The organism is Streptomyces odontotermitis, assembly GCF_050510915.1.
Taxonomy (GTDB): Bacteria; Actinomycetota; Actinomycetes; order Streptomycetales; family Streptomycetaceae; genus Streptomyces.
In genome coordinates this window covers 1012055-1033662 of the sequence record NZ_JBNJLS010000001.1, presented here as the reverse complement: position 1 = coordinate 1033662, position 21608 = coordinate 1012055, and the positions used below count along the sequence as shown (strand labels likewise).

The following is a 21608-nucleotide window of genomic DNA, read 5'->3' as shown; positions in this document are numbered from 1 at the left end:
TCAAAGGCGTCTGTCCGTCCACCGGACAGGCGCCTTTTTGGTTGATGTGAGAATTAGAAAAGCGCTTGCGACATTTGGGTGATTGCCAAAAAAGCCGGAGTTCAGGAGTTTCCGCAGCCGGGGGCCTCCCGTTACGAAGGGTGGAAGCGGCGTTCCGAGCGGCCAGCAAGACGCTCGGGCGGCACGACGGTCGTGACCGTGAAGGACGCCTCTTCGGAAAGGGACTGAAGTGAAGTACACGAAGGCTGCTGCGGTTGTTGCCGGAACCATGATTGCCCTGGGTGCTGGCGCTCCTGCCTTCGCCGACGACGTCGACAACGCCCCGGCGGCGGCGAAGGGCGACGACCAGCTCGTGGACAGCAGCACCGTCTCGAAGAACGAGGTCAAGAACCCGCTGAAGGACATCAACGCCGAGGTCATCGTCAACGGCGTCAGCAAGGTTGCCGACAAGCTGGCGACCAACAACGACCTGGCTTCGAAGACCAAGGCGCTGCAGGGCGCCTCGGCCCGTGCCGCCGAGGGCACCCCGCTCATGGGCGGCCTGCCCGTCGGCGGCTGAATTCCCTCGATGTGAAGCCGCGTCGTTTCCTCGAGCAATGACACGGTGATACATCCCGCGGGCCCGGCACATTGCGCCGGGCCCGCATTTGTATTCCTAATGCTCTCTACGGGGTGCACTGTCCCAGGCAGACGAATTACCTGTGTTACGTTCGCTGAATTCTGGTTACCGTTCCCCTTTGAAGGAGGAAGACCATGAATAAGAACGTAATTGCACGCGCTGCGGGCGGTGTCCTCGCGGCCTTTCTGCTCGTGGGGGCCATGAGTTCGACGGCGGCCGCCGCCGACGCCAAGCCCGAGCCGCCGCAGCAGAGCGCGACTCAGCCGCTGGTGCAGAGCAAGGCCAACACCGGCATCAGCGTCGGCGGTCTGCTCGACATCGGTGCCAGCAACACGGTGAACGGCACCAGCGCCGACTCCGGGGTGAAGGTGCACGGACCGGCCGGGGTGTCGACCAACATCTCGAACGACACCAATGTCGGGATCGACGTCCTGACCGACCTGGCCGCCACCGTCACCGCCGCCATCGGCTGAGGTGTCGCAAGCGGCCGTCTGAGACGGCAGCACACACGGGCCCGTCGCGCTTCGGCGCGGCGGGCCCGTGCGCGTGAGCGGTGGGTTTCGTTCTGTAGAAAGTGACAGGCAGCAGGCCCTTACGCACCGGGCGTCGGCGCTCTACTCTGATCACTGCTCGAGGTTACTCGCAAGTTAAACAAGTAGCCGCCAGGGACCAACAAGCAGCCGCCAAGCCAGTCGCCGCACTGTCGCGGGCCCGGAGGATGTCGTGAGCGACACACAGACCTTGATCGAGAACCGTCCGCCTTCGGTGGCGCATCTCTTCCTGGAGCGGGTGGCGGCCACGCCCGATGCCGAGGCCTATCGCTACCCGGTCCCGCCGGCCTCCGGTGAGGGGCCCGACGCCTGGAAGTCGCTGAGCTGGGCGCAGGCCGCCGAGCGGGTGTACGCCATCGCGGCCGGACTGATCGAGCTCGGTCTGCAGCCCGAGGACCGGGTGGCCCTCGCCTCGTCGACGCGGGTCGAGTGGATCCTCGCCGACCTCGGCATCCTCTGCGCGGGCGCGGCCACCACGACGGTGTATCCGCAGACCAACGCCGAAGAGTCCGCGTTCATCGTGTCCGACTCCGGCAGCAAGGTCCTGATCGCGGAGAACCTGGAGCAGCTCGACAAGGCGCGGGAGCGGCGGGCCGATCTGCCCGAGCTGCGCCATGTCGTGGTCATCGACGGCACGGGTGTCGCGGCGGCGGAGGGGGACCCCGACGGGTGGGTCCTCACGCTCGCCGAGCTCGAGGCGCGCGGGGCCGCCCGGCTGGAGAAGGACGCGGACCTCATCAAGGAGCGGGTCGCGGCGATCACTTCCGAGCAGCTCGCGACGCTCATCTACACCTCGGGCACCACCGGGCGGCCCAAGGGCGTGCGGCTGCCGCACGACAACTGGTCGTACATGGCGAAGGCCATCGCCGCGACGGGGCTGCTCGGACCGGACGACGTGCAGTACCTGTGGCTGCCGCTCGCGCACGTCTTCGGCAAGGTGCTCACCTCCGGGCAGATCGAGCTCGGGCACGTCACCGCCGTCGACGGGCGCGTCGACAAGATCATCGAGAATCTGCCGGTGGTGCAGCCCACGTACATGGCCGCCGTGCCGCGGATCTTCGAGAAGGTCTACAACGGCGTGGCCGCGAAGGCGCGGGCCGGGGGCGGGGCCAAGTACAAGATCTTCCAGTGGGCGGCCGAGGTCGCGCGCGAGTACGCGAAGGTCAGCCAGGACAACTTCCGCAGGACCGGGACCGCTTCGGTGCCGTTCGGGCTCGGCGCCAAGCACAAGGTCGCCGACGCGCTCGTCTACTCCAAGCTGCGCGAGGCGTTCGGCGGGCGGCTGCGGGCCGCGGTCTCCGGGTCGGCGGCGCTCGCGCCGGAGATCGGGTTCTTCTTCTCCGGGGCCGGGATCCACATCCTCGAGGGGTACGGGCTCACGGAGTCCAGCGCCGCGTCCTTCGTCAACCCCGGTGAGGCGTACCGGACGGGCACGGTGGGCAAGCCGCTGCCCGGTACCGAGGTGCGGATCGCGGACGACGGCGAGGTGCTGCTGCGAGGGCCCGGCATCATGCAGGGCTACCACGGGCTCGACGAGAAGACCGCCGAAGTCCTGGAGAGCGATGGGTGGTTCCACACGGGGGACATCGGTGAGCTGTCCGCCGATGGGTACCTGCGGATCACCGACCGGAAGAAGGACCTGATCAAGACCTCCGGCGGGAAGTACATCGCGCCGGCCGAGGTCGAGGGCCAGTTCAAGGCCGTGTGCCCGTATGTCTCGAACATTCTCGTGCACGGTGCCGACCGGAACTTCTGCACCGCCCTCATCGCCCTCGACGAGCCCGCGATCCTCGACTGGGCCAAGGAGCACGGCCTGGAGGGCAAGTCGTACGCGGAGGTGGTGGCGGCACCCGTGACCGTCGAGCTCGTCGACGGCTATGTGAAGCAGCTCAACGAGGGGCTGCAGCGCTGGCAGACCATCAAGAAGTTCCAGCTGCTGCCCCGTGATCTCGACGTGGAGCACGGCGAGTTGACGCCCAGCCTCAAGCTGAAGCGGCCCGTCGTCGAGCGGGAGTACAAGCACCTCATCGAGGACATGTACGCGGGCTCGCGGGAGGCGTGAGGCGTCGCGTGCGAGCGGGGCGGCCCGGTGTCAGGCGCCCCGCTCGCGCCGCATGTCCTGGAGCATCTGCTCCATGTGTGTGACGTGGTGGCGCAGTTCGAGCACGTCCTTGAGGCTGCTCGCCGCCATGTGCGTCTCGATCGCCGAGAGCCGGGCCGCCAGGTCGTCGAACTGCTGCTGCTCGCGCAGCAGCATCCGCTCCAACTGCCGGTTCTTGCGGTGCAGTTCGAGGAAGACCGTGACCTTGGCGCGCAGCACCCAGGGGTCGAACGGCTTGGTGAGGTAGTCCGCCGCGCCCGTTGCGTAGCCGCGGAAGGCGTAGCCCGCGTCGTTGTCGGTGCCCGTCAGGAAGATGATGGGCACGTCCTTCGTCTGGTCGAGGCGTTTGATGTTCGTCGCCGTCTCGAAGCCGTCCATGCCGGGCATCCGCACGTCCAGGAGGATCACGGCGAATCGTTGCCGCAGAATCGCCTTCATGGCCTCTTCGCCCGAACGAGCCCGTACCAGAGGTTCGTTGAGGGATCCCAGGACCGCTTCGAGAGCCATCAGGTTGTCCTCCATGTCGTCGACAAGGAGGATGCTCGCGCGGTTGTCGGCCTTGACCTCAGTGCTCATGATCGTGATGCCTCACTCGGTCTCGTTCGGTACTGCGCTCTCCGCCGGTGGTCCGGAAGGCGCCTCGGGCTGATCGGCGGCGTCGGTTCCCTCCGGGTCGAGGAGAGCGCAGACGACGGTGAGCAGCTGGTCCACATCCACGGGCTTGGGCACATAGCCGGTGGCGCCCTGGGAGATGGCCTTCTCGCGGTCGCCCGGCATGGCCTTGGCGGTCAGGGCGATGATCGGCAGCCCGCTCCAGCGCTGGGTGCGGCGGATGGCGGCGATCGTCTCGTAGCCGTCCATCTCCGGCATCATGATGTCCATCAGGATGATGTCGATGTCCGGGTTGCGGTCCAGGGTCTCGATGCCCTCGCGCCCGTTCTCCGCGTACAGGACCGGCATGCCGACGCGGCTGAGGACGTGGGTGAGGGCGAAGACGTTGCGGATGTCGTCGTCCACGATGAGCACGCGGCGCCCCGACAGGACCTGGCCGGCCCGGCCCGACTTCCACTCCTCCAGCTTGGCGGGGGCCGGCCAGTTGTCGTCCTGGCCGTAGGGGGTGGGGTGTATCGAGACGGGAGACTCCGACTCCCGTGCCAACTGCGGCAGTTCCTGTTCCTGGGGCACCGGCGCCGGGACGAGCCGGGCCGCGTACGCCGCCGCTGCCGCCCCGTGCCCCGGGTGCACCACGGGCACGTACAGCGTGAAGGTCGAGCCCTCGCCCGGCTCGCTCTTGGCCGTGATGCGGCCGCCGAGGAGCCCCGCGATCTCGCGGCTGATGGAGAGGCCGAGGCCGGTGCCGCCGTACTTGCGGTTGGTGGCGCCCTCGGCCTGCTGGAACGCCTCGAAGATTCCCGGGAGTTGCTCCTCGGGGATGCCGATGCCGGTGTCCGTGACGGCGAAGCTGATCAGGTCCCCGGGGTCGGGTGTGAGGGCGCTCGCGGCGGCGTCCGCGGCGTGCACGAGGGTGACACGCAGCTCGATGCGGCCCGCCGAGGTGAACTTGACCGCGTTCGACAGCAGGTTGCGCAGGATCTGCTGCAGGCGCTGCTCGTCCGAGAACATCTCGCGCGGCACGTCCTTGCCCACCGCCACGTCGAAGGCAAGCCCCCGGTCGAGGGTGAGCGGCCGGAAGGTGGCGTGCACATAGTCCAGGACCTTGATCAGCGGGAGGCTCTTGGGGCGTACGTCCATGCGGCCCGCCTCGATCTTCGACAGGTCCAGGATGTCGTTGATCAGCTGGAGCAGGTCGGAGCCCGAGCGGTGGATGGTCGTCGCGAACTGGACCTCCTGGTCGGAGAGGTGGTTGTCGGGGTTGTCGGAGAGGAGCCGGGCCAGGATGAGCAGCGAGTTGAGCGGGGTGCGCAGCTCGTGCGACATGTTGGCGAGGAACTCGGACTTGTACTGGGAGCTGGTGGCCAGCAGGGCTGCCTTCTCCTCCAGTTCCGCGTTCGAGCGGCGCAACTCGGCCTGCTGGCGCTGGAGTTCGTCGCCGCGCTCGCGCAGCTGGGTGGCCAGGCGCTGGGACTCGCCGAGCAGCGACTCCGTACGGGAGTTGGCGATGATGGTGTTGATCGCCACGCCGATGGTGGAGACGAACTGGTCGAAGAAGGCCAGGTGGACGTCGGAGAACCGGGAGAACGTGGCGAGCTCGATCACGCCGAGCACCTGGTCCTCGAAGAGGATGGGGATGATCACGACGCTGGCGGGGGACGCGTCCCCGAGGCCGGAGTTGATCTTGATGTAGTCGGGCGGCACCTCGTCGAGGAGGATCCGCTTCTTCTCCAGGACCGCCTGGCGCACCAGGCCGTGCGCGGGCATCCCCGTCGTGTCGATGACGGTGCCCTGCGCGGAGCCGTATCCGGCGATGAAGGCGAGACCCTTGGCGGAGACCGCCTGCAGCGGGGTCGCCTCGTCCGGGTCCGAGCCCGCCAGGAAGAAGGCGCCGTACTGCGCGTTCACCAGCGGGGTCAGCTCGCGCAGGATCAGGTCCGCGACCTCCATCAGGTCGCGGTGGCCCTGCATCAGGCCCGCCAGACGGGCCAGGTTGGACTCCAGCCAGTCCTTGGCGCGGGTGGTCTCACGGAGGTTGGACACCATCAGGTTGATGTTGTCCTTGAGCTCGGAGACCTCACCGCGGGCCTCGACCGTGATGGAGCGCGTCATGTCGCCCTGGGCCACCGAGGAGGCGACCTCCAGGATCGCGCGGACCTGGGTGGTGAGGTTCAGGGCCAGCTCGTTCACGCTCGTCGTCAGGCGCTTCCAGGTGCCGTACACGCCCTCGACCCGTGCCTGGCCGCCCAGTTGGCCCTCCGAGCCGACCTCGCGGGCGACGCGGGTGACCTCGGACGAGAAGGACGACAGCGTGTCCACCATGGTGTTGATGGTGGTCTTCAGCTCCAGGATCTCGCCGCGCGCGTCCACGTCGATCTTCTTCGACAGATCGCCCTGGGCCACGGCCGTGGCGACCTGCGCGATGTTGCGGACCTGGCCGGTGAGGTTGTCCGCCATGAAGTTGACGTTGTCGGTGAGGTCCTTCCAGACGCCGGAGACGCCGCGGACCTGGGCGCGGCCGCCGAGCCGGCCCTCGGTGCCGACCTCGCGGGCGACGCGGGTGACCTCGTCGGCGAAGGCGGAGAGCTGGTCCACCATCGTGTTGACGGTGTCCTTGAGCTCCAGGATCTCGCCCTGCGCGGCCACGGTGATCTTCTGACTCAGGTCGCCGTCGGCCACGGCCGTGGTGACCTGGGCGATGTTGCGGACCTGCGAGGTCAGGTTCGACGCCATGAAGTTGACGTTGTCGGTGAGGTCCTTCCAGACGCCGGAGACGCCGCGGACCTGGGCGCGGCCGCCCAGCTGCCCCTCGGTGCCGACCTCGCGGGCGACGCGGGTGACCTCGTCGGCGAAGGCGGAGAGCTGGTCCACCATCGTGTTCACGGTGAGCTTCAGCTCCAGGAGCTCCCCGGTCGCCTCCACCGTGACCGTGCGCGTCAGGTCGCCCTGCGCCACCGCCGTGGTCACCGCCGCGATGTCGCGGACCTGTGCGGTGAGCCGGGCCGCCATCGTGTTGACGGCCTCCGTGACGTCCCGCCAACTGCCGGACAGGCCACGGACGTTGGCCCGGCCGCCGAGCCGCCCCTCGGTGCCCACCTCGCGGGCCACCCGCGTCACCTCGCCGGTGAACAGGGACAGCTGGTCGACCATCGTGTTGACGGCCCGGCCGAGCCGCCGCATGTCGCCGCGCAGCTCCCGGGTGCCGTCGTGCAGGGCGACGCGCTGGGTCAGATCGCCGCCCGCCACCGCGTTCAGGACCCGGGTCGCGTTGGCCGCGGGCGTCGCGAGGGCGTCCAGGAGCGAGTTGACCTCGAAGATGCGGTTGGCCCAACTGCCCTGTCCGGGGCTGGCCGTGAACCGCTCGTCGAGGCGGCCGTGCCGGACGATCTCCCGTCGTACGCGGCTCAGCTCGGCGTCGAAGTGCAGGGAGCGGTCCACCATCTCGTTGAACACCGAGGTGAGTTCGCTGGCCAGGCCCGAGTTGGCGACGCCCGGCGGGATTCTGGCGAACTTGCCGTCCCGGGCGGACCGCATCGCGGCCAGCAGGATGCGCAGCTCGGCGGCCTCTGGGGTGATGGTGCCCTCGTCCGGAGGTGGCGCGGGTGCGGGGACGGTGGCACGGGTGGCCGTGACGGCGGGTGCCGCCGTGGCCGAAGGGACGGCGCCCTGGGGAGCCGTGGGGTCAGGTGCGCGGTCGGGCCCTGTGTGGTCCGATGCCGGAATCTGACCGGGTCCGAGCGCGGGCATAGCACTGTTCTCACTCATGATGGCCCACTTCAGTAACTCGGTGCTTATGGGCGTGGCCAGTCTGTCACTCTGTTCCTGTCGCCTGAGGCGTATTTGCCCTAACTGCTCAGGAGCCGAACCGTGGGGTCCATTCCGATGCAACGGGAGACCGCTTTCCGCGCCTCCGCCGCGCCCGCGGGCCTCCCCGGCCCGCCCGCGGTGGTGCGCACCTCGCTGCCCGGAAACCCCCTGGCGCCCGCCGCCGCGCGCCGGTTCCTGCGCGCGGCGCTCGCCGACTGGACCGAGCTGGCCGTGCCCGCCGCGGCCGGGATCACCGACCGGCTCGCCGACGACGCGGTGCTCCTGGTCAGCGAGCTGGTCACCAACGCCGTGGTGCACGCGGGCACTTCGGTGGAGCTGCTCTGCCGCCTGGACGAGGCGGGCCCCGGCGAGAGCGAGGACGCGCTGCTCATCGAGGTCTCCGACCACCACCCCGCCCGCGCCGTCCGCAGCGACGCCCCCAGCCAGCCCAGCCCGCCCGGCACCCCCGAGTACGGCAGGGGCCTCCGGCTCGTCGCCACCCTCTCCGAGTCCTGGGGCATCACCTACCGCACCGGCACCAAGACCGTCTGGGCCCGGCTGCCCGTCGAGGGCGTCCAGGCCGTGCAGGAGATCGAGTCGTACGCCGGTGCGCAGGCCCTCCAACGCGGCCTGCGCACCGCCGAGATCCTCGCCCCGCTGCCCAAGCGCGTCACCCACGACACCGAGTGGGTCAACCGCGGCGCGCTCACCTTCCTCGCCGAGGCGTCCGACCTGCTCGCCGGACAGTTCGACGAGGACCTCGTCGCCGCGCTCGCCGGCCAGCTCCTCGTGCCGCGGCTCGCGGACTGGTGCGCGATCTGGCTGGAGGACGAGGCGGAGTCCGGCCGGGCCACGGCGGGCGGGGCGGTGGGGACGCGGCTCGCCCGGGTCTGGCACACCAGCGAGCACCGCATGGAGGACCTGCGCGGCGCCCTGGAGAAGGACCCGCCGCGGCTGCCCGAGTCGGTCGGCACCGGCGCGGTGCCGGTGCCGTGGCCCGGCGAGGTGCTCGGCACCGACGAGTCCGGCACGGCCCTCGCGTACCGGCTCTCCGCGGGCGGCCGGTCGGTCGGCGCGCTCGTCATCGGGCGCGCGGGGCTGCTCCGCTTCCCCGACGAAGTCACCGGCCTCATCGAGGACTTCAGTCGCCGGGTGGCCCTGTCGATCGGGGCCGCCCGCCGCTTTCAGCGCCAGGCCACCATCAGCCGCGTCCTGCAGCGCGGGCTGCTGCCCAACGCCGTCGCCGAGATCCCCGGCGTGCAGAGCGGCCTGGTGTACGAGCCCCGGGACCAGGGCGGCCCGGGCGGCGACTTCTACGACGTGTTCCAGGCCGGGCCCGGCCGCTGGTGCTTCGCGCTCGGCGACGTCCAGGGCAAGGGCCCGGAGGCCGCGGTCGTCATCGGCCTCGCTCGGCCCTGGCTGCGGCTGCTCGCCCGCGAGGGCTACCAGGTCGCGGAGGTCCTCGACCGCCTCAACCAGCTGCTCCTCGACGACGCCTCGGAGGCGGCGGACGCGGCGGCGGCGGTGGTCGCGGTGGCGGGCGGCCAGCCGGCGCCGCCGGACGGGACGACGGCGCGGTTCCTGTCCCTGCTGTACGGAGAGCTGGTGCCGCTCGAGGGCGGCGGGGTGCGGTGCACCGTGGCGTGTGCGGGGCATCCGCTGCCGCTGGTGCTCTCGGCGGACGGCGAGGTGCAGGGGATGGGGTCCTCGCAGATGCTGCTGGGGGTCGTGGACGACGAGACGTATGTGAGCGAGACGTACGAGCTGGGCGTGGGGGACACCTTGCTGTGTGTGACGGACGGGGTGACGGAGCGGCGGCGGGGGCGGGCGCAGTTCGACGACGGGGAGGGGCTCGCGGTGGCGCTGGCGGGGTGTGCGGGGCTGGATGCGGGGCTTGTGGCCGAGCGGATCCGGCGGCTTGTGCATGAGTTCTCTGAGCGGCCGCCGGATGATGATCTGGCTGTGCTGGTGTTGCAGGCGCGGTGAGCCTTTCCTGAGAGGCCGCCAGGGCGGGCTGTCACAGTGCGGGACAATGAGTCCATGCCTTCTGCTCTTCCCGACGGTGAGCCCGTGCCCGACGACGGGGCCCTGCCCCCCTCCGCCCTCGACGGGGCCGGGGAGCGGCCGCTCGGGTTCTATCTGCATGTCCCCTACTGCGCCACGCGCTGCGGGTACTGCGACTTCAACACCTACACCGCCACCGAGCTGCGCGGCTCCGGCGGAGTGCTCGCCTCCCGGGACAACTACGCGGAGACCCTGGCCGACGAGGTGCGGCTCGCGCGGAAGGTGCTGGGGGACGACCCCCGGCCGGTGCGGACCGTCTTCGTCGGCGGGGGGACGCCGACGCTGCTCGACGCCGGGGACCTCGTACGGATGCTGGGGGCGATCCGGGACGAGTTCGGGCTCGCCGATGATGCCGAGATCACTACCGAGGCCAATCCCGAGTCCGTCGACCCGGCGTATCTGAGCGCGCTGCGCGAAGGCGGGTTCAACCGGGTCTCCTTCGGGATGCAGAGCGCTCGGCAGCATGTGCTGAAGGTGCTCGACCGTACGCATACGCCCGGTCGGCCCGAGGCGTGCGTCGCGGAGGCGCGGGCCGCGGGGTTCGAGCACGTGAATCTCGATCTCATTTATGGGACCCCGGGGGAGTCCGACGACGACTGGCGGGCCTCCCTGGAGGCGGCCATCGGGGCCGGGCCCGACCATGTGAGCGCGTACGCCCTGATCGTCGAGGAAGGGACGCAGCTGGCGCGGCGGATTCGGCGCGGGGAGGTGCCGATGACCGACGACGACGTGCACGCGGACCGGTATCTGATCGCCGATGAGGTGCTGGGGGGTGCGGGGTTCTCTTGGTACGAGGTGTCCAACTGGGCCACCTCGGAGGCCGCTCGGTGCCTGCACAACGAGCTGTACTGGCGGGGGGCCGACTGGTGGGGGGCCGGGCCGGGGGCCCACAGCCATGTGGGGGGTGTGCGGTGGTGGAACGTGAAGCATCCCGGGGCGTATGCGGGGGCTCTTGCGGGTGGGAGGTCGCCGGGGGCCGGGCGGGAAGTGCTTTCGGGGGAGGACCGGAGGGTTGAGCGGGTGCTGCTGGAGCTTCGGCTGCGCGAGGGGGCGCCCTTGTCCCTCCTGAAGGAGGCTGGGCTTGCCGCTGCGCGGCGGGCTGTGGGGGACGGGTTGCTGGAGGAGGGGGCCTTTGCCGGTGGGCGGGCCGTGTTGACGCTTCGGGGGCGGTTGTTGGCTGATGGGGTGGTGCGGGATCTGGTGGATTGAGTTTCCTCTTCCCCGATCCCGCCCCTTCCCGAAATCCCCCGGCTCCGCCGGGCCTGGCGTGCTCTTCCTGGGGGCTTCGCCCCCAGATCCCCCGTATCGGCCCGGACGGCCTCGTCCTCGAACGCCGGACGGGCTGAAGAGGCTCCCGGAACGGGCTAGGTCGGGGAGCCCGTCACGAAGTCGATCAGTTCTTCCACTCTGCCCAGCAGCGCCGGCTCCAGGTCCTTGTAGCTGTGCACCGAGGACAGGATGTGCTGCCATGCCTCGCCCGTGTTCGTGAACCGCCAGCCCAGGGCGTGGCATACGCCTGTCTTCCAGTCCTGGCCCTTGGGGACGCGGGGCCAGGACCGGATGCCCAGGGACGACGGCTTCACCGCCTCCCATACGTCGATGTACGGGTGGCCCACCACCAAGGCGTGGTCGCTGCTCACCTGGGCCGCGATGCGGGACTCCTTGGAGCCGGGGACCAGGTGGTCCACCAGGACGCCGAGGCGGGCGTCGGGGCCCGGGGAGAAGTCGGAGACGATGGCCGGGAGGTCGTCGATGCCTTCCAGGTACTCGACGACCACGCCCTCGATGCGGAGGTCGTCGCCCCAGACCTTCTCGACCAGTTCCGCGTCGTGGCGGCCCTCCACGTAGATGCGTCCGGCCCGGGCCACCCGTGCGCGCGCACCCGGCACCGCCACCGAGCCGGAGGCCGTGCGGGAGGGAGAGGGAGAGGGGGAGGGGGTCGTGGGGGTGGGGCGGGTGAGTGTCACCACGCGGCCTTCCAGGAGGAAGCCGGCCGGAGACATCGGGAAGACGCGGTGCTTGCCGAAGCGGTCCTCCAGCGTGACCGTCGGGCCCTGTGCCGTCTTCTCGCAGCGGATCACCGCCCCGCAGAAGCCTGTGGTGACTTCCTCGACCACCAGGTCCTGTTCCGCCGGGACCTCGGGGGGCGGCGTCTTCTTCTTCCACGGCGGTGTGAAGTCGGGGCTGTAGCTGCGCATTCGGGAGACGCTACGACACCCGGAAACGGCGGGCCAGTTCATCGCGCTGGTTGCGTACGAAGGTGGCGTCCACCACCGCGCCGTGACCGGGGACGTACAGCGCGTCCGGGCCGCCCAGGTCCAGGAGGCGGTCCAGGGCCGCGGGCCAGTGGGAGGGCATCGCGTCGGGGCCCGCCTGGGGCTGACCGGACTCCTCCACCAGGTCGCCGCAGAAGACGACCTCGGGTGCGCCGGGGCCGCCGGGGACGAGGACCGCCAGGTCGTAACCCGTGTGCCCCGGGCCGATGTTGGCGAGCAGGACCTGGGTGCCGCCGCCCAGGTCCAGGGTCCATTCGCCGCACACCAAGTGGTGGGGGTGGACGAGGAGGTCCGTGGCCTCGGCGGCGGCGTCGAGGGGGAGGCCGTGGCGTACGGCGTCCGCCCGCAGGTCGTCGCGCCCGTTGGCGAGTGCGGTGTCCAGGCCCGCCGCGCCGAACACCTGCACCCCCGCGAAGGCCGCCGCGCCCAGGACGTGGTCGAAGTGGGGGTGGGTGAGCGCGAGATGGGTGACCCGGCGGCCGGGGCCGAGCAGGGTACGGGCCTGGGTGCGGAGCTCGGCGCCCTCGCGCAGGCTGGCGCCCGCCTCGATCATGAGGGCGGCGTCGTCGCCGACGACGAGTCCGGCGGTGCAGTCCCAGGCCGGGAGGCGGCGGCGGCCGACGCGCGCCGTGAGCCGCTCCCAGCCCGTCTCGTCCCATGCGGGCGTGATGTCCATAACGGTGACGCTAGCGCCGACGGGGCCAGGCGGCAGCCGCACTCTCGGGCAGTCCTGCGCGCGCACGGCTGTCCGAGCCGGTCGCGGAGCGGCGGCGCCGTCGTGGGCCCGCCTTGCACGTCGGGATGACATCGGGGGGTCCGCCCTTGCCGGGCCCGTACCTCACGGCCGTACACTGGGCCGGTGACGGCTGGCACTCGGCAACGGTGAGTGCCAGGGCGGGGAAGCGGGGCTCCAGTGGACGGACAGGCGGAGGTGAGCACGGATGCTCAGTGAACGCAGGCTTGAGGTGCTGCGCGCCATCGTCCATGACTACGTGGGGACCGAGGAGCCGGTCGGGTCCAAGGCGCTGACCGAGCGGCATCGCCTCGGGGTCTCGCCGGCCACCGTGCGCAATGACATGGCCGCGCTCGAGGAGGAAGGGTTCATCGCCCAGCCGCACACCAGCGCGGGGCGGATCCCGACCGACAAGGGCTACCGTCTCTTCGTCGACAAGCTCGCGGGCGTCAAGCCGATGACCGCCCCCGAGCGGCGGGCCATCCATCACTTCCTTGACGGCGCCGTCGACCTCGATGACGTCGTCGGGCGCACCGTGCGGCTGCTCGCGCAGCTGACACGGCAGGTCGCGGTGGTGCAGTACCCGTCGCTCACGCGCTCGACCGTGCGGCACGTGGAGCTGCTCTCGCTGGCTCCCGCGCGGCTCATGCTCGTCCTGATCACGGACACGGGCCGGGTCGAGCAGCGCATGATCGACTGCCCGGCCCCGTTCGGGGAGACCTCGCTCGCGGATCTGCGGGCGCGGCTCAACAGCCGGGTCGCCGGGCGCCGGTTCGCGGACGTGCCGCAGCTGGTGCAGGACCTCGGGGAGTCCTTCGAGGCGGAGGACCGGGCCACGGTGGCCACGGTGCTCTCCACCCTCCTGGAGACGCTCGTCGAGGAGACCGAGGAGCGGCTGATGATCGGCGGCACCGCCAATCTCACCCGCTTCGGACATGACTTTCCCCTCACCATCCGGCCGGTCCTCGAAGCGCTGGAGGAGCAGGTCGTGCTCCTCAAGTTGCTTGGTGAGGCTACGGATTCGGGCATGACCGTACGGATCGGTCATGAGAACGCCCACGAGGGGCTCAGCTCCACTTCCGTGGTCTCGGTCGGCTACGGTTCGGGCAGTGAGGCAGTAGCGAAACTAGGCGTGGTCGGCCCGACCCGCATGGACTATCCGGGAACGATGGGAGCAGTACGCGCAGTGGCACGTTACGTCGGACAGATCCTGGCGGAGTCGTAAGTGGCCACGGACTATTACGCCGTACTCGGCGTGCGCCGCGACGCTTCCCAGGACGAGATCAAGAAGGCTTTCCGAAGGCTGGCGCGCGAGCTCCATCCGGACGTGAACCCGGATCCGAAGACGCAGGAGCGCTTCAAGGAGATCAACGCCGCCTACGAGGTTCTTTCCGACCCGCAGAAGAAGCAGGTCTACGACCTCGGCGGCGACCCCCTGTCCCAGGCGGGCGGCGGGGGCGCGGGCGGCTTCGGTCAGGGCGGGTTCGGGAACTTCTCGGACATCATGGACGCGTTCTTCGGTACGGCGTCCCAGCGCGGGCCGCGGTCGCGGACCCGTCGCGGCCAGGACGCCATGATCCGGCTCGAGGTCGAGCTGGACGAGGCCGCCTTCGGGACCACCAAGGACATCCAGGTCGACACGGCCGTGGTCTGTACGACCTGCAGCGGTGAGGGTGCCGCTCCGGGTACGTCCGCGCAGACCTGTGACATGTGCCGCGGTCGCGGTGAGGTCTCGCAGGTCACGCGGTCCTTCCTCGGCCAGGTCATGACCTCGCGGCCGTGCCCGCAGTGCCAGGGCTTCGGGACGGTTGTTCCTACGCCGTGCCCCGAGTGCGCCGGTGACGGCCGTATCCGCTCGCGGCGCACGCTGACCGTGAAGATCCCGGCCGGTGTGGACAACGGCACGCGGATCCAGCTCGCCGGTGAGGGCGAGGTGGGGCCGGGAGGCGGTCCCGCCGGTGACCTCTACGTCGAGATCCACGAGCTGCCGCACCCGGTCTTCCAGCGGCGCGGCGACGATCTGCACTGCACGGTGACCATCCCCATGACGGCCGCAGCCCTCGGCACGAAGGTGCCGCTGGAGACGCTGGACGGGATGGAGGAGGTCGACATCCGGCCCGGCACCCAGTCCGGCCAGTCGATCCCGCTGCACGGGCGCGGTGTCACGCATCTGCGCGGCGGCGGGCGCGGCGACCTCATCGTGCACGTCGAGGTGCTCACGCCGACGAAGCTCGACCCCGAGCAGGAGCGGCTGCTGCGGGAGCTGGCGAAGGCGCGCGGCGAGGAGCGGCCCACGGGGCAGTTCCAGCCGGGGCAGCAGGGCCTGTTCTCGCGGTTGAAGGATGCGTTCAACGGGCGGTAGTCCGGCTCGTACTCCGGTCGGTGTTCCAGGCGGCGCCCCTCCCTTCGGGGGAGGGGCGCCGCTTCGTGCGGGCGTACCGGAAGGGGCGATTCGGTGCCCCGAGATGAACGTGGCACGATGCCGTCATGGCCTCCCCATTGACCGATCTCTGCCCCTGTCCGATCGTGCAGGCCCCCATGGCGGGCGGTGCCTCCGGGCCGCAGCTCGCGGCCGCCGTTTCCGAGGCCGGGGGCCTGGGCTTCCTGGCCGCCGGGTACAAGACGGCCGACGGGATGTACCAAGAGGTCAAGCAGGTGCGGGGGCTCACGTCGCGGCCCTTCGGCGTCAACCTGTTCATGCCGCAGCCCGACTGTGCCGACCAGGCAGCCGTCGAGGTCTACCGCAATCAGCTCGCCGGTGAGGCCACCTGGTACGAGAGCGAGCTCGGCGACCCCGACAGCGGGCGGGACGACGGGTACGACGCCAAGCTGGCGACTCTGCTCGACGACCCCGTGCCGGTCGTCTCCTTCACCTTCGGCTGCCCCACCCGGGACGTCTTCGACGCCTTCGCGCGCGTGGGCACCCTCACCGTCGTCACGGTCACCACGCCCGAGGAGGCGCAGACCGCGCAGTGGGCGGGCGCCGACGCGGTGTGCGTGCAGGGCGTCGAGGCGGGCGGCCACCAGGGCACCCACCGGGACAACCCGGAGACCGACGGGGCGGGGCTCGGGCTGCTCTCGCTGCTCACCCAGGTGCGCGAAACGGTTCAGCTGCCGGTGATCGCGGCCGGCGGCCTGATGCGGGGCGCGCAGATCGCCGCCGTGCTCGCCGCCGGAGCCGACGCGGCCCAGCTCGGCACGGCGTTCCTGGTCTGCCCCGAGTCGGGCGCCAACGCGCTGCACAAGCAGGCCATGACCAACCCCCTCTTCGTACGGACGGAGTTGACGCGGGCCTTCTCCGGGCGGCCCGCGCGCGGCCTCGTCAACCGCTTCATGCGCGAGCACGGCCCGTACGCCCCCGCCGCCTACCCGCAGATCCACCACCTCACCAGCCCGCTGCGCAAGGCCGCCGCGAAGGCCGGGGACGCACAGGGCATGGCGCTGTGGGCCGGGCAGGGCCACCGGATGGCGCGGGAGCTGCCCGCCGGACAGCTGGTCGAGGTCCTGAAGGCCGAACTCGACGCGGCGACGGCCGCGTTGTGCGAGGAGCCCAAGGGCGAGCAGAGCGCGCAGGGCGCCGGGGGCGCGGCATGACGGCGCCGGTGTTCGTCGCCGGGGGACTTTCCGGGGACGGCGGCCGGGAGTTCGTGCTCGACGGGGCCGAGGGGCGGCACGCCGTCTCCGTGAAGCGGCTGCGCGCCGGTGAGGACGTGGTCCTGACCGACGGGGCGGGCCGCTGGGCGCCCGGCGTGGTCGTGGCAGCCGAGGGCAAGGACCGGCTCACGGTGCGCCTGGAGGCGGTGCGCGAGGAGCCCGAGGAGGCGCCGCACATCACCGTCGTCCAGGCTCTGCCCAAGGGCGACCGGGGCGAACTGGCCGTCGAGACCATGACGGAGACCGGCGTCGACGCGGTCGTGCCGTGGGCCGCCGCGCGCTGCATCACGCAGTGGAAGGGCGAGCGGGGCGTCAAGGCGCTCACCAAGTGGCGGGCGACGGCGCGCGAGGCGGGCAAGCAGTCGCGCCGGGTGCGCTTCCCCGAGGTGGCGGAGCTCGCCACCACCAAGCAGGTCGCGGCGCTGCTCGACGGCGCCGACTTCGCGGCCGTCCTGCACGAGGAGGGCAGCGAGCCGCTCGCCACGGCGCCGCTGCCGGACGCGGGCCGCATCGTCCTCGTGGTCGGGCCCGAAGGGGGCGTATCCCCTGAGGAGTTGGCGCTCTTCGCCGACGCGGGTGCGGGTCCCTTCCGGCTCGGGCCTAGCGTGTTGCGTACGTCGACGGCGGGGACGGCCGCGGCCGCGCTGCTCCTGGGGCGCACCGGCCGCTGGTCCTGACCCGCCCCACCCGCGCCGACTCGGCGCGCAACAGGGGGATTTCGTGGAACTCGCTCAGGTACGGCTGCTGGTGTCCGACTTCCGCGCCTGCTACCGCTTCTACGGTGAGGTGCTCGGCCTGAAGCCGCAGTCGGGGGCGGCCGACGGACCGTACGAGAAGTTCAGCCCGGCCGTCGGCTCCGCCGGCATCGCGCTCCAGGACCGGTCGATGATGGCCCAGCTCCTGGGCGAGCTGGGCGAGTCGGCGACGGGGCACCGCTCGCTCGTGGTGCTGCGGGTGGACGACCTGGACGCGTACTGCGCGCAGATCGTCGCGCGCGGCGCGGTCCTCGCGCACGGGCCCGCGCCGCTGACGGACCGCATGCGGGTGGCCCATCTCAAGGACCCCGAGGGGAACTTGGTGGAGCTTCAGGAATGGCTGCTGCTGCGGTCGTCCTGACTCCTCGCGCCGGCTGCCGAGGTTGACTCTCTTTCGGCCGCCGTACACGCCGACACGAGTCCGCTCTGTGTCCGCAAGCGGTCTACCGAGGCGACGCTTCCAGTGGCACCCTGCCCTTCATGGGGGCCATGAGGCGTTTACGCGGACGTCGGTCGCTCATGGGCGTCGCCCTGGCAGGGGCCGCCGCCGTGGGCATGTCGGCGCTGTCGGCCTGCGAGCCGGCCGACGGCCAGACGGACTCGGGCGGGCAGATGAACTTCGCCGCGGTCGCGGTCACCACCGACCAGATGGGGACGCGCGAACTGGAGCGGCAGCACGTCGATGTGCGCTGGCTGAACTGCACGGCCACGTACGGCAAGGCCAAGGTCGTCGACAACAACGGTGAGAAGAACGTGGGGGCCGCCTCGGTGGACTGCCGGGGCGAGGCCGAGGACGGCCGCGACATCACCCTCACGGGGAAGGTCACCAGCGAGGTCGAAGACCGGTGCGTACGAGGGGACTTGACCGCCCGTGTCGAGGGCAAGGAGTGGTTCCGCGTCAGCGTCCTCGGCGACTGCGAGGGCGGTCCGCCGCAGACCGAGGAGCCGAACCCGGAGCCGGATCCGAAACCCGACCCCAAGCCCGACCCCGAGCCCGATCCGACCTGGCACCAGCCCGACCCGACCGTCACGGTCACCGTGACCGTCCAGCCCGGCAAGTGAGGCCGGTCTGTCAGAGCGAGCACGTAGGCTGATCGAGTGACACAGACCGCGCACCCTGGGTATCTCCGATTTCCGCACCTGCACGGCGAGTTGATCGCCTTCACCGCCGAGGACGATGTCTGGGTGGCCGCCCTGGACGGCGGCCGCGCCTGGCGGGTCAGCGCCGACAACATGCCGGTGAACCACCCCCGGATCTCCCCGGACGGCACCACCGTCGCCTGGACGTCCACGAGGGACGGGGCGCCCGAGGTGTATGTGGCGCCCGTCGACGGCGGAGCCTCCAAAAGGCTGACGTACTGGGGGAGTTGGAAGACCTCCGTGCGCGGCTGGACCCCGGACGGGGACGTCCTCGCGCTCAGCACCCAGGGCCAGGCGTCGCTGCGCCGCACCTGGGCGCGGGCCGTGCCGCTCGACGGGGGGCCCGCGCGGGTCCTGCCGTACGGGATCGTGGGCGATGTCGCCTATAAACAAAGGGGCGAGCGGAGCGATTCGCTGGAAGGGCGGTGGCGGGAGACGGGCGGGCCCCAGGAGTTGCTGCTGTCCGCGCCGATGGGGCGGGAGGCCGCCTGGTGGAAGCGGTACCGGGGCGGGACGGCGGGCAAGCTGTGGATCCGGGAGCCCGGTGAGCACGAGGGCGCCGAAGGGTTCGTGCGCGTCCATGAGGGCCTCGACGCGAACATCGAGTACCCGATGTGGGTGGGGGAGAGGATCGCGTTCCTCTCCGACCACGAGGGAGTGGGGGCCGTCTACTCCTCGCTTCCCGACGGCTCGGACCTGCGCCGCCACACCGGGATCAACAGCTTCTACGCCCGGCACGCCGCCACCGACGGCACCCGCGTCGTCTACGCCTCGGCCGGTGAACTCTGGCTCCTGGACGATCTGTCGGAGGCCGAGCCGCGCCGCCTCGACATCCGCCTCGGCGGCCAGCGCACCGACCTGCAGCCCCACCCCGTGAACGCGGCCCGCTGGTTCGGCGCCGCCGAGCCCGACCACACCGGGCGCGGCAGCGCCGTCGCCGTGCGCGGCGCCGTGCACTGGGTCACGCACCGCTCGGGGCCCGCCCGCGCGCTCGCCGCCAAGGACGGGGTGCGCGCCCGGCTGCCCCGCACCTTCCGGGTGGACGGCGAGGAGCACGTCGTGTGGGTGACCGACGCGGAGGGCGACGACGCCCTGGAGTTCGCGCCCGCGACGGGCCTCGCGCCCGCGGCGACGCCGCGCAGGCTCGCCGCCGGACAGCTCGGCCGCGTCCTGTCCCTCGCCATGGCGCCCGACGGCAGCCGCGCCGCCGTCGCCGCCCACGACGGCCGGGTCCTGCTCGTGGAGCGGGAGAGCGGCGAGGTGCGCGAGGTCGACCGCAGCGAGGACGGCGACGCCACCGGGCTCGTCTTCTCGCCCGACTCGGCCTGGCTCGCCTGGTCGCACGCCGGGCCGCGGCCGCTGCGCCAGCTCAAGCTCGCCAACACCGCGGACCTTTCGGTCTCGGAGGCGACGCCGCTGCGCTTCCGCGACTACTCGCCCGCGTTCACGCTCGACGGCAAGCACCTCGCGTTCCTGTCGGCGCGCGCCTTCGACCCGGTCTACGACGAGCACGTCTTCGACCTCGCCTTCGTGGGCGGTTCCCGGCCGCACCTGATCACGCTCGCCGCGACCACGCCGTCCCCCTTCGGGCCGCAGCGCCACGGCCGCCCCTTCGAGGCACCGGACGGCCCGCACGCCGAGACGCCCGACAGCGAGGGCGCCCCCGTCACCCGTATCGACCTCGACGGACTCGCCGACCGCACGGTGCCGTTCCCCGTCGAGGCGGCCCGGTACACGACGCTGCGCGCCGCCAAGGACGGCCTGCTGTGGCTGCGCCACCCCGTGCTCGGGGTGCTCGGCGCGTCCCGGGCCACGCCGTCCGACCCGGACCCCAAGACCGAGCTGGGCCGCTACGACCTGGTGCAGCACCGCGTCGAGCAACTCGCCGCGGACGCCGACCACTTCGCGGTCAGCGGGGACGGCAAGCGGGTGCTGCTGTGGACGGGCGAGGCGCTGAAGGTCGTCCCCAGCGACCGCCGCGCCTCCGGGGACGAGGACAGCGACTCCAACATCACCGTCGACCTGTCGCGGGTGCGGCAGAGCGTCGACCCGGTCGCCGAGTGGCGGCAGATGTACGACGAGGCGGGCCGCCTCATGCGCGACAACTTCTGGCGTCCGGACCTGGGCGGGGTGGACTGGGACGGGATCCTGGACCGCTACCGCCCGGTCCTGGAGCGGGTGGCCACCCACGACGACCTGGTGGACCTGCTCTGGGAGGTCGCGGGCGAACTCGGCACCTCGCACGCGTACGTGACGCCGCGCGGCGGCTGGGGCAGCGCGGAGACCCGGCAGGGGCTGCTCGGCGCGGACCTCTCGCGGGGCGCCGACGGGGCGTGGCGCATCGACCGCATCCTGCCGTCCGAGACCTCCGACCCCGCCGCCCAGTCGCCGCTCGCCGCGCCCGGCGTCGCGGTGCGGCCCGGGGACGCGGTGCTCGCGGTCGCGGGGCGGCCCGTCGACCCCGTCGCCGGGCCGGGGCCGCTCCTCGTCGGTACGGCGGGCAAGCCCGTGGAGCTGACCATCTCGCCCGCGGGGGGCGGCGATCCGCGGCATGCGGTGGTGGTCCCCGTGGACGACGAGGAGCCGCTGCGGTACCACGCGTGGGTCGCCGGGCGGCGGGCGTATGTGCACGAGCTGTCCGGGGGGCGGCTGGGGTATCTGCACGTGCCGGACATGCAGGCTCCCGGGTGGGCGCAGATCCACCGCGACCTGCGGGTGGAGGTCGCGCGGGAGGGGCTGATCGTCGACGTGCGGGAGAACCGGGGCGGCCACACGTCGCAGCTGGTGGTGGAGAAGCTGGCGCGGAAGATCGTGGGCTGGGACCTGCCGCGGGGCTCGCGGGCCCTGAGCTACCCGATGGACGCGCCGCGGGGGCCCGTGGTGGCCGTCGCCAACGAGTTCTCCGGCTCGGACGGGGACATCGTGAACGCGGCGATCAAGGCGCTGGGGATCGGGCCCGTGGTGGGGACGCGGACCTGGGGCGGGGTCATCGGGATCGACAGCCGGTACCGGCTGGTGGACGGGACGCTGGTGACGCAGCCGAAGTACGCGTTCTGGATGGAGGGTTACGGGTGGGGCGTGGAGAACCACGGGGTGGATCCTGACGTGGAGGTCGTGGTCACTCCCGGGGACTATGTGGGGGAGCGGGACCCGCAGCTGGACGAGGCGGTCCGGCTGGCGCTGAGCGCTCTGGAGGAGAGGGGGGCCCGGGTGGCGCCCGAGCTGCCCGAGCTCCCGGACCGAGGGGCCGGAGGGTCCGGAGCGCACTAGGGAAACAGCGGGGAAAAGGGACCGAT

General features: G+C 71.5%; 16 protein-coding genes. 12 read left to right on the top strand and 4 right to left on the bottom strand.

Translation table 11 applies throughout. The annotated features are described in order from the left end of the window. The first annotated feature begins 229 nt into the window (after nucleotides 1–229). From ACQB60_RS04730 to ACQB60_RS04720, 3 genes are all read left to right on the top strand, one after another. Nucleotides 230–559, top strand: coding sequence for a hypothetical protein (locus ACQB60_RS04730; RefSeq protein WP_496924504.1), 330 nt, complete (start codon nucleotides 230–232; stop codon nucleotides 557–559). A gap of 194 nt (nucleotides 560–753) precedes the next feature. Continuing rightward, nucleotides 754–1092, top strand: coding sequence for a hypothetical protein (locus ACQB60_RS04725; protein WP_496924503.1), 339 nt, complete (start codon nucleotides 754–756; stop codon nucleotides 1090–1092). A gap of 250 nt (nucleotides 1093–1342) precedes the next feature. Continuing rightward, nucleotides 1343–3232, top strand: a complete 1890-nt coding sequence (locus ACQB60_RS04720; protein WP_496924502.1) for an AMP-dependent synthetase/ligase — start codon at nucleotides 1343–1345, stop codon at nucleotides 3230–3232. A gap of 30 nt (nucleotides 3233–3262) precedes the next feature. Here the strand turns inward: ACQB60_RS04720 and ACQB60_RS04715 are convergent, their stop codons facing one another. Together ACQB60_RS04715 and ACQB60_RS04710 are read right to left on the bottom strand one after the other, a co-directional pair. Then, the gene (locus ACQB60_RS04715; RefSeq protein ID WP_496924501.1) at nucleotides 3263–3847 is read right to left on the bottom strand and encodes a response regulator; all 585 of its coding nucleotides are present in this window, start codon (nucleotides 3845–3847) and stop codon (nucleotides 3263–3265) included. A gap of 12 nt (nucleotides 3848–3859) precedes the next feature. Further along, on the bottom strand, nucleotides 3860–7417 hold the full coding sequence (locus tag ACQB60_RS04710) for a HAMP domain-containing hybrid sensor histidine kinase/response regulator (protein ID WP_496924781.1): 3558 nt from the start codon (nucleotides 7415–7417) through the stop codon (nucleotides 3860–3862). A gap of 333 nt (nucleotides 7418–7750) precedes the next feature. Here ACQB60_RS04710 and ACQB60_RS04705 point away from each other — a divergent pair, with 333 nt between their 5' ends. Next, the gene (locus tag ACQB60_RS04705; protein ID WP_496924500.1) at nucleotides 7751–9676 is read left to right on the top strand and encodes a SpoIIE family protein phosphatase; all 1926 of its coding nucleotides are present in this window, start codon (nucleotides 7751–7753) and stop codon (nucleotides 9674–9676) included. A gap of 54 nt (nucleotides 9677–9730) precedes the next feature. Next, nucleotides 9731–10963: a radical SAM family heme chaperone HemW gene (gene hemW / locus ACQB60_RS04700; RefSeq protein ID WP_496924499.1), complete on the top strand. Its 1233-nt coding sequence runs from the start codon at nucleotides 9731–9733 to the stop codon at nucleotides 10961–10963. A gap of 155 nt (nucleotides 10964–11118) precedes the next feature. Here hemW and ACQB60_RS04695 read toward each other — a convergent pair whose 3' ends face one another. Continuing rightward, nucleotides 11119–11952, bottom strand: a complete 834-nt coding sequence (locus ACQB60_RS04695) for a DUF3097 domain-containing protein (protein ID WP_496924498.1) — start codon at nucleotides 11950–11952, stop codon at nucleotides 11119–11121. 10 nt (nucleotides 11953–11962) lie between these two features. Next, nucleotides 11963–12700, bottom strand: coding sequence for an MBL fold metallo-hydrolase (locus ACQB60_RS04690; RefSeq protein ID WP_496924780.1), 738 nt, complete (start codon nucleotides 12698–12700; stop codon nucleotides 11963–11965). A 271-nt stretch (nucleotides 12701–12971) separates the two neighbouring features. On the opposite strand from ACQB60_RS04690, the gene hrcA reads away from it, so the two are divergent. The 7 genes from hrcA to ACQB60_RS04655 all read left to right on the top strand — a co-directional run bounded on the left by hrcA (nucleotide 12972) and on the right by ACQB60_RS04655 (nucleotide 21582). Next, nucleotides 12972–13988: a heat-inducible transcriptional repressor HrcA gene (hrcA, locus tag ACQB60_RS04685; protein ID WP_384831466.1), complete on the top strand. Its 1017-nt coding sequence runs from the start codon at nucleotides 12972–12974 to the stop codon at nucleotides 13986–13988. Next, nucleotides 13989–15125 carry a molecular chaperone DnaJ gene (gene dnaJ, locus ACQB60_RS04680; RefSeq protein WP_496924497.1) on the top strand — a complete coding sequence of 379 codons (1137 nt, stop codon included), beginning with the start codon at nucleotides 13989–13991 and terminating at the stop codon, nucleotides 15123–15125. It begins immediately after the preceding gene. Between the two features lie 125 nt (nucleotides 15126–15250). Next, a complete protein-coding gene (locus ACQB60_RS04675) occupies nucleotides 15251–16357 on the top strand; it encodes a nitronate monooxygenase (RefSeq protein WP_496924496.1) in 1107 nt (368 codons plus the stop codon). Beyond that, nucleotides 16354–17094 (top strand): 16S rRNA (uracil(1498)-N(3))-methyltransferase, encoded by a 741-nt coding sequence (locus ACQB60_RS04670; RefSeq protein WP_496924495.1) that lies wholly within the window; start codon nucleotides 16354–16356, stop codon nucleotides 17092–17094. The genes ACQB60_RS04675 and ACQB60_RS04670 overlap by 4 nt, the downstream gene beginning before the upstream one ends. Nucleotides 17095–17137: 43 nt before the next feature. Further along, nucleotides 17138–17533: a VOC family protein gene (locus ACQB60_RS04665; protein WP_496924494.1), complete on the top strand. Its 396-nt coding sequence runs from the start codon at nucleotides 17138–17140 to the stop codon at nucleotides 17531–17533. A gap of 128 nt (nucleotides 17534–17661) precedes the next feature. After that, nucleotides 17662–18234, top strand: a complete 573-nt coding sequence (locus ACQB60_RS04660) for a hypothetical protein (RefSeq protein WP_496924493.1) — start codon at nucleotides 17662–17664, stop codon at nucleotides 18232–18234. A gap of 36 nt (nucleotides 18235–18270) precedes the next feature. Continuing rightward, a complete protein-coding gene (locus ACQB60_RS04655; RefSeq protein WP_496924492.1) occupies nucleotides 18271–21582 on the top strand; it encodes a S41 family peptidase in 3312 nt (1103 codons plus the stop codon). Nucleotides 21583–21608: the final 26 nt, after the last annotated feature.

Bases quoted from the DNA above. Each gene is read 5' to 3' on its own strand.
- ACQB60_RS04725 (WP_496924503.1), top strand. From the start codon at position 754: ATGAATAAGAACGTAATTGCACGCGCTGCGGGCGGTGTCCTCGCGGCC.
- ACQB60_RS04715 (WP_496924501.1), bottom strand. From the start codon at position 3,847: ATGAGCACTGAGGTCAAGGCCGACAACCGCGCGAGCATCCTCCTTGTC.
- ACQB60_RS04710 (WP_496924781.1), bottom strand. From the start codon at position 7,417: ATGCGGTCCGCCCGGGACGGCAAGTTCGCCAGAATCCCGCCGGGCGTC.
- hemW (WP_496924499.1), top strand. From the start codon at position 9,731: ATGCCTTCTGCTCTTCCCGACGGTGAGCCCGTGCCCGACGACGGGGCC.
- ACQB60_RS04695 (WP_496924498.1), bottom strand. From the start codon at position 11,952: ATGCGCAGCTACAGCCCCGACTTCACACCGCCGTGGAAGAAGAAGACG.
- hrcA (WP_384831466.1), top strand. From the start codon at position 12,972: ATGCTCAGTGAACGCAGGCTTGAGGTGCTGCGCGCCATCGTCCATGAC.
- ACQB60_RS04675 (WP_496924496.1), top strand. From the start codon at position 15,251: ATGGCCTCCCCATTGACCGATCTCTGCCCCTGTCCGATCGTGCAGGCC.
- ACQB60_RS04670 (WP_496924495.1), top strand. From the start codon at position 16,354: ATGACGGCGCCGGTGTTCGTCGCCGGGGGACTTTCCGGGGACGGCGGC.
- ACQB60_RS04660 (WP_496924493.1), top strand. From the start codon at position 17,662: ATGAGGCGTTTACGCGGACGTCGGTCGCTCATGGGCGTCGCCCTGGCA.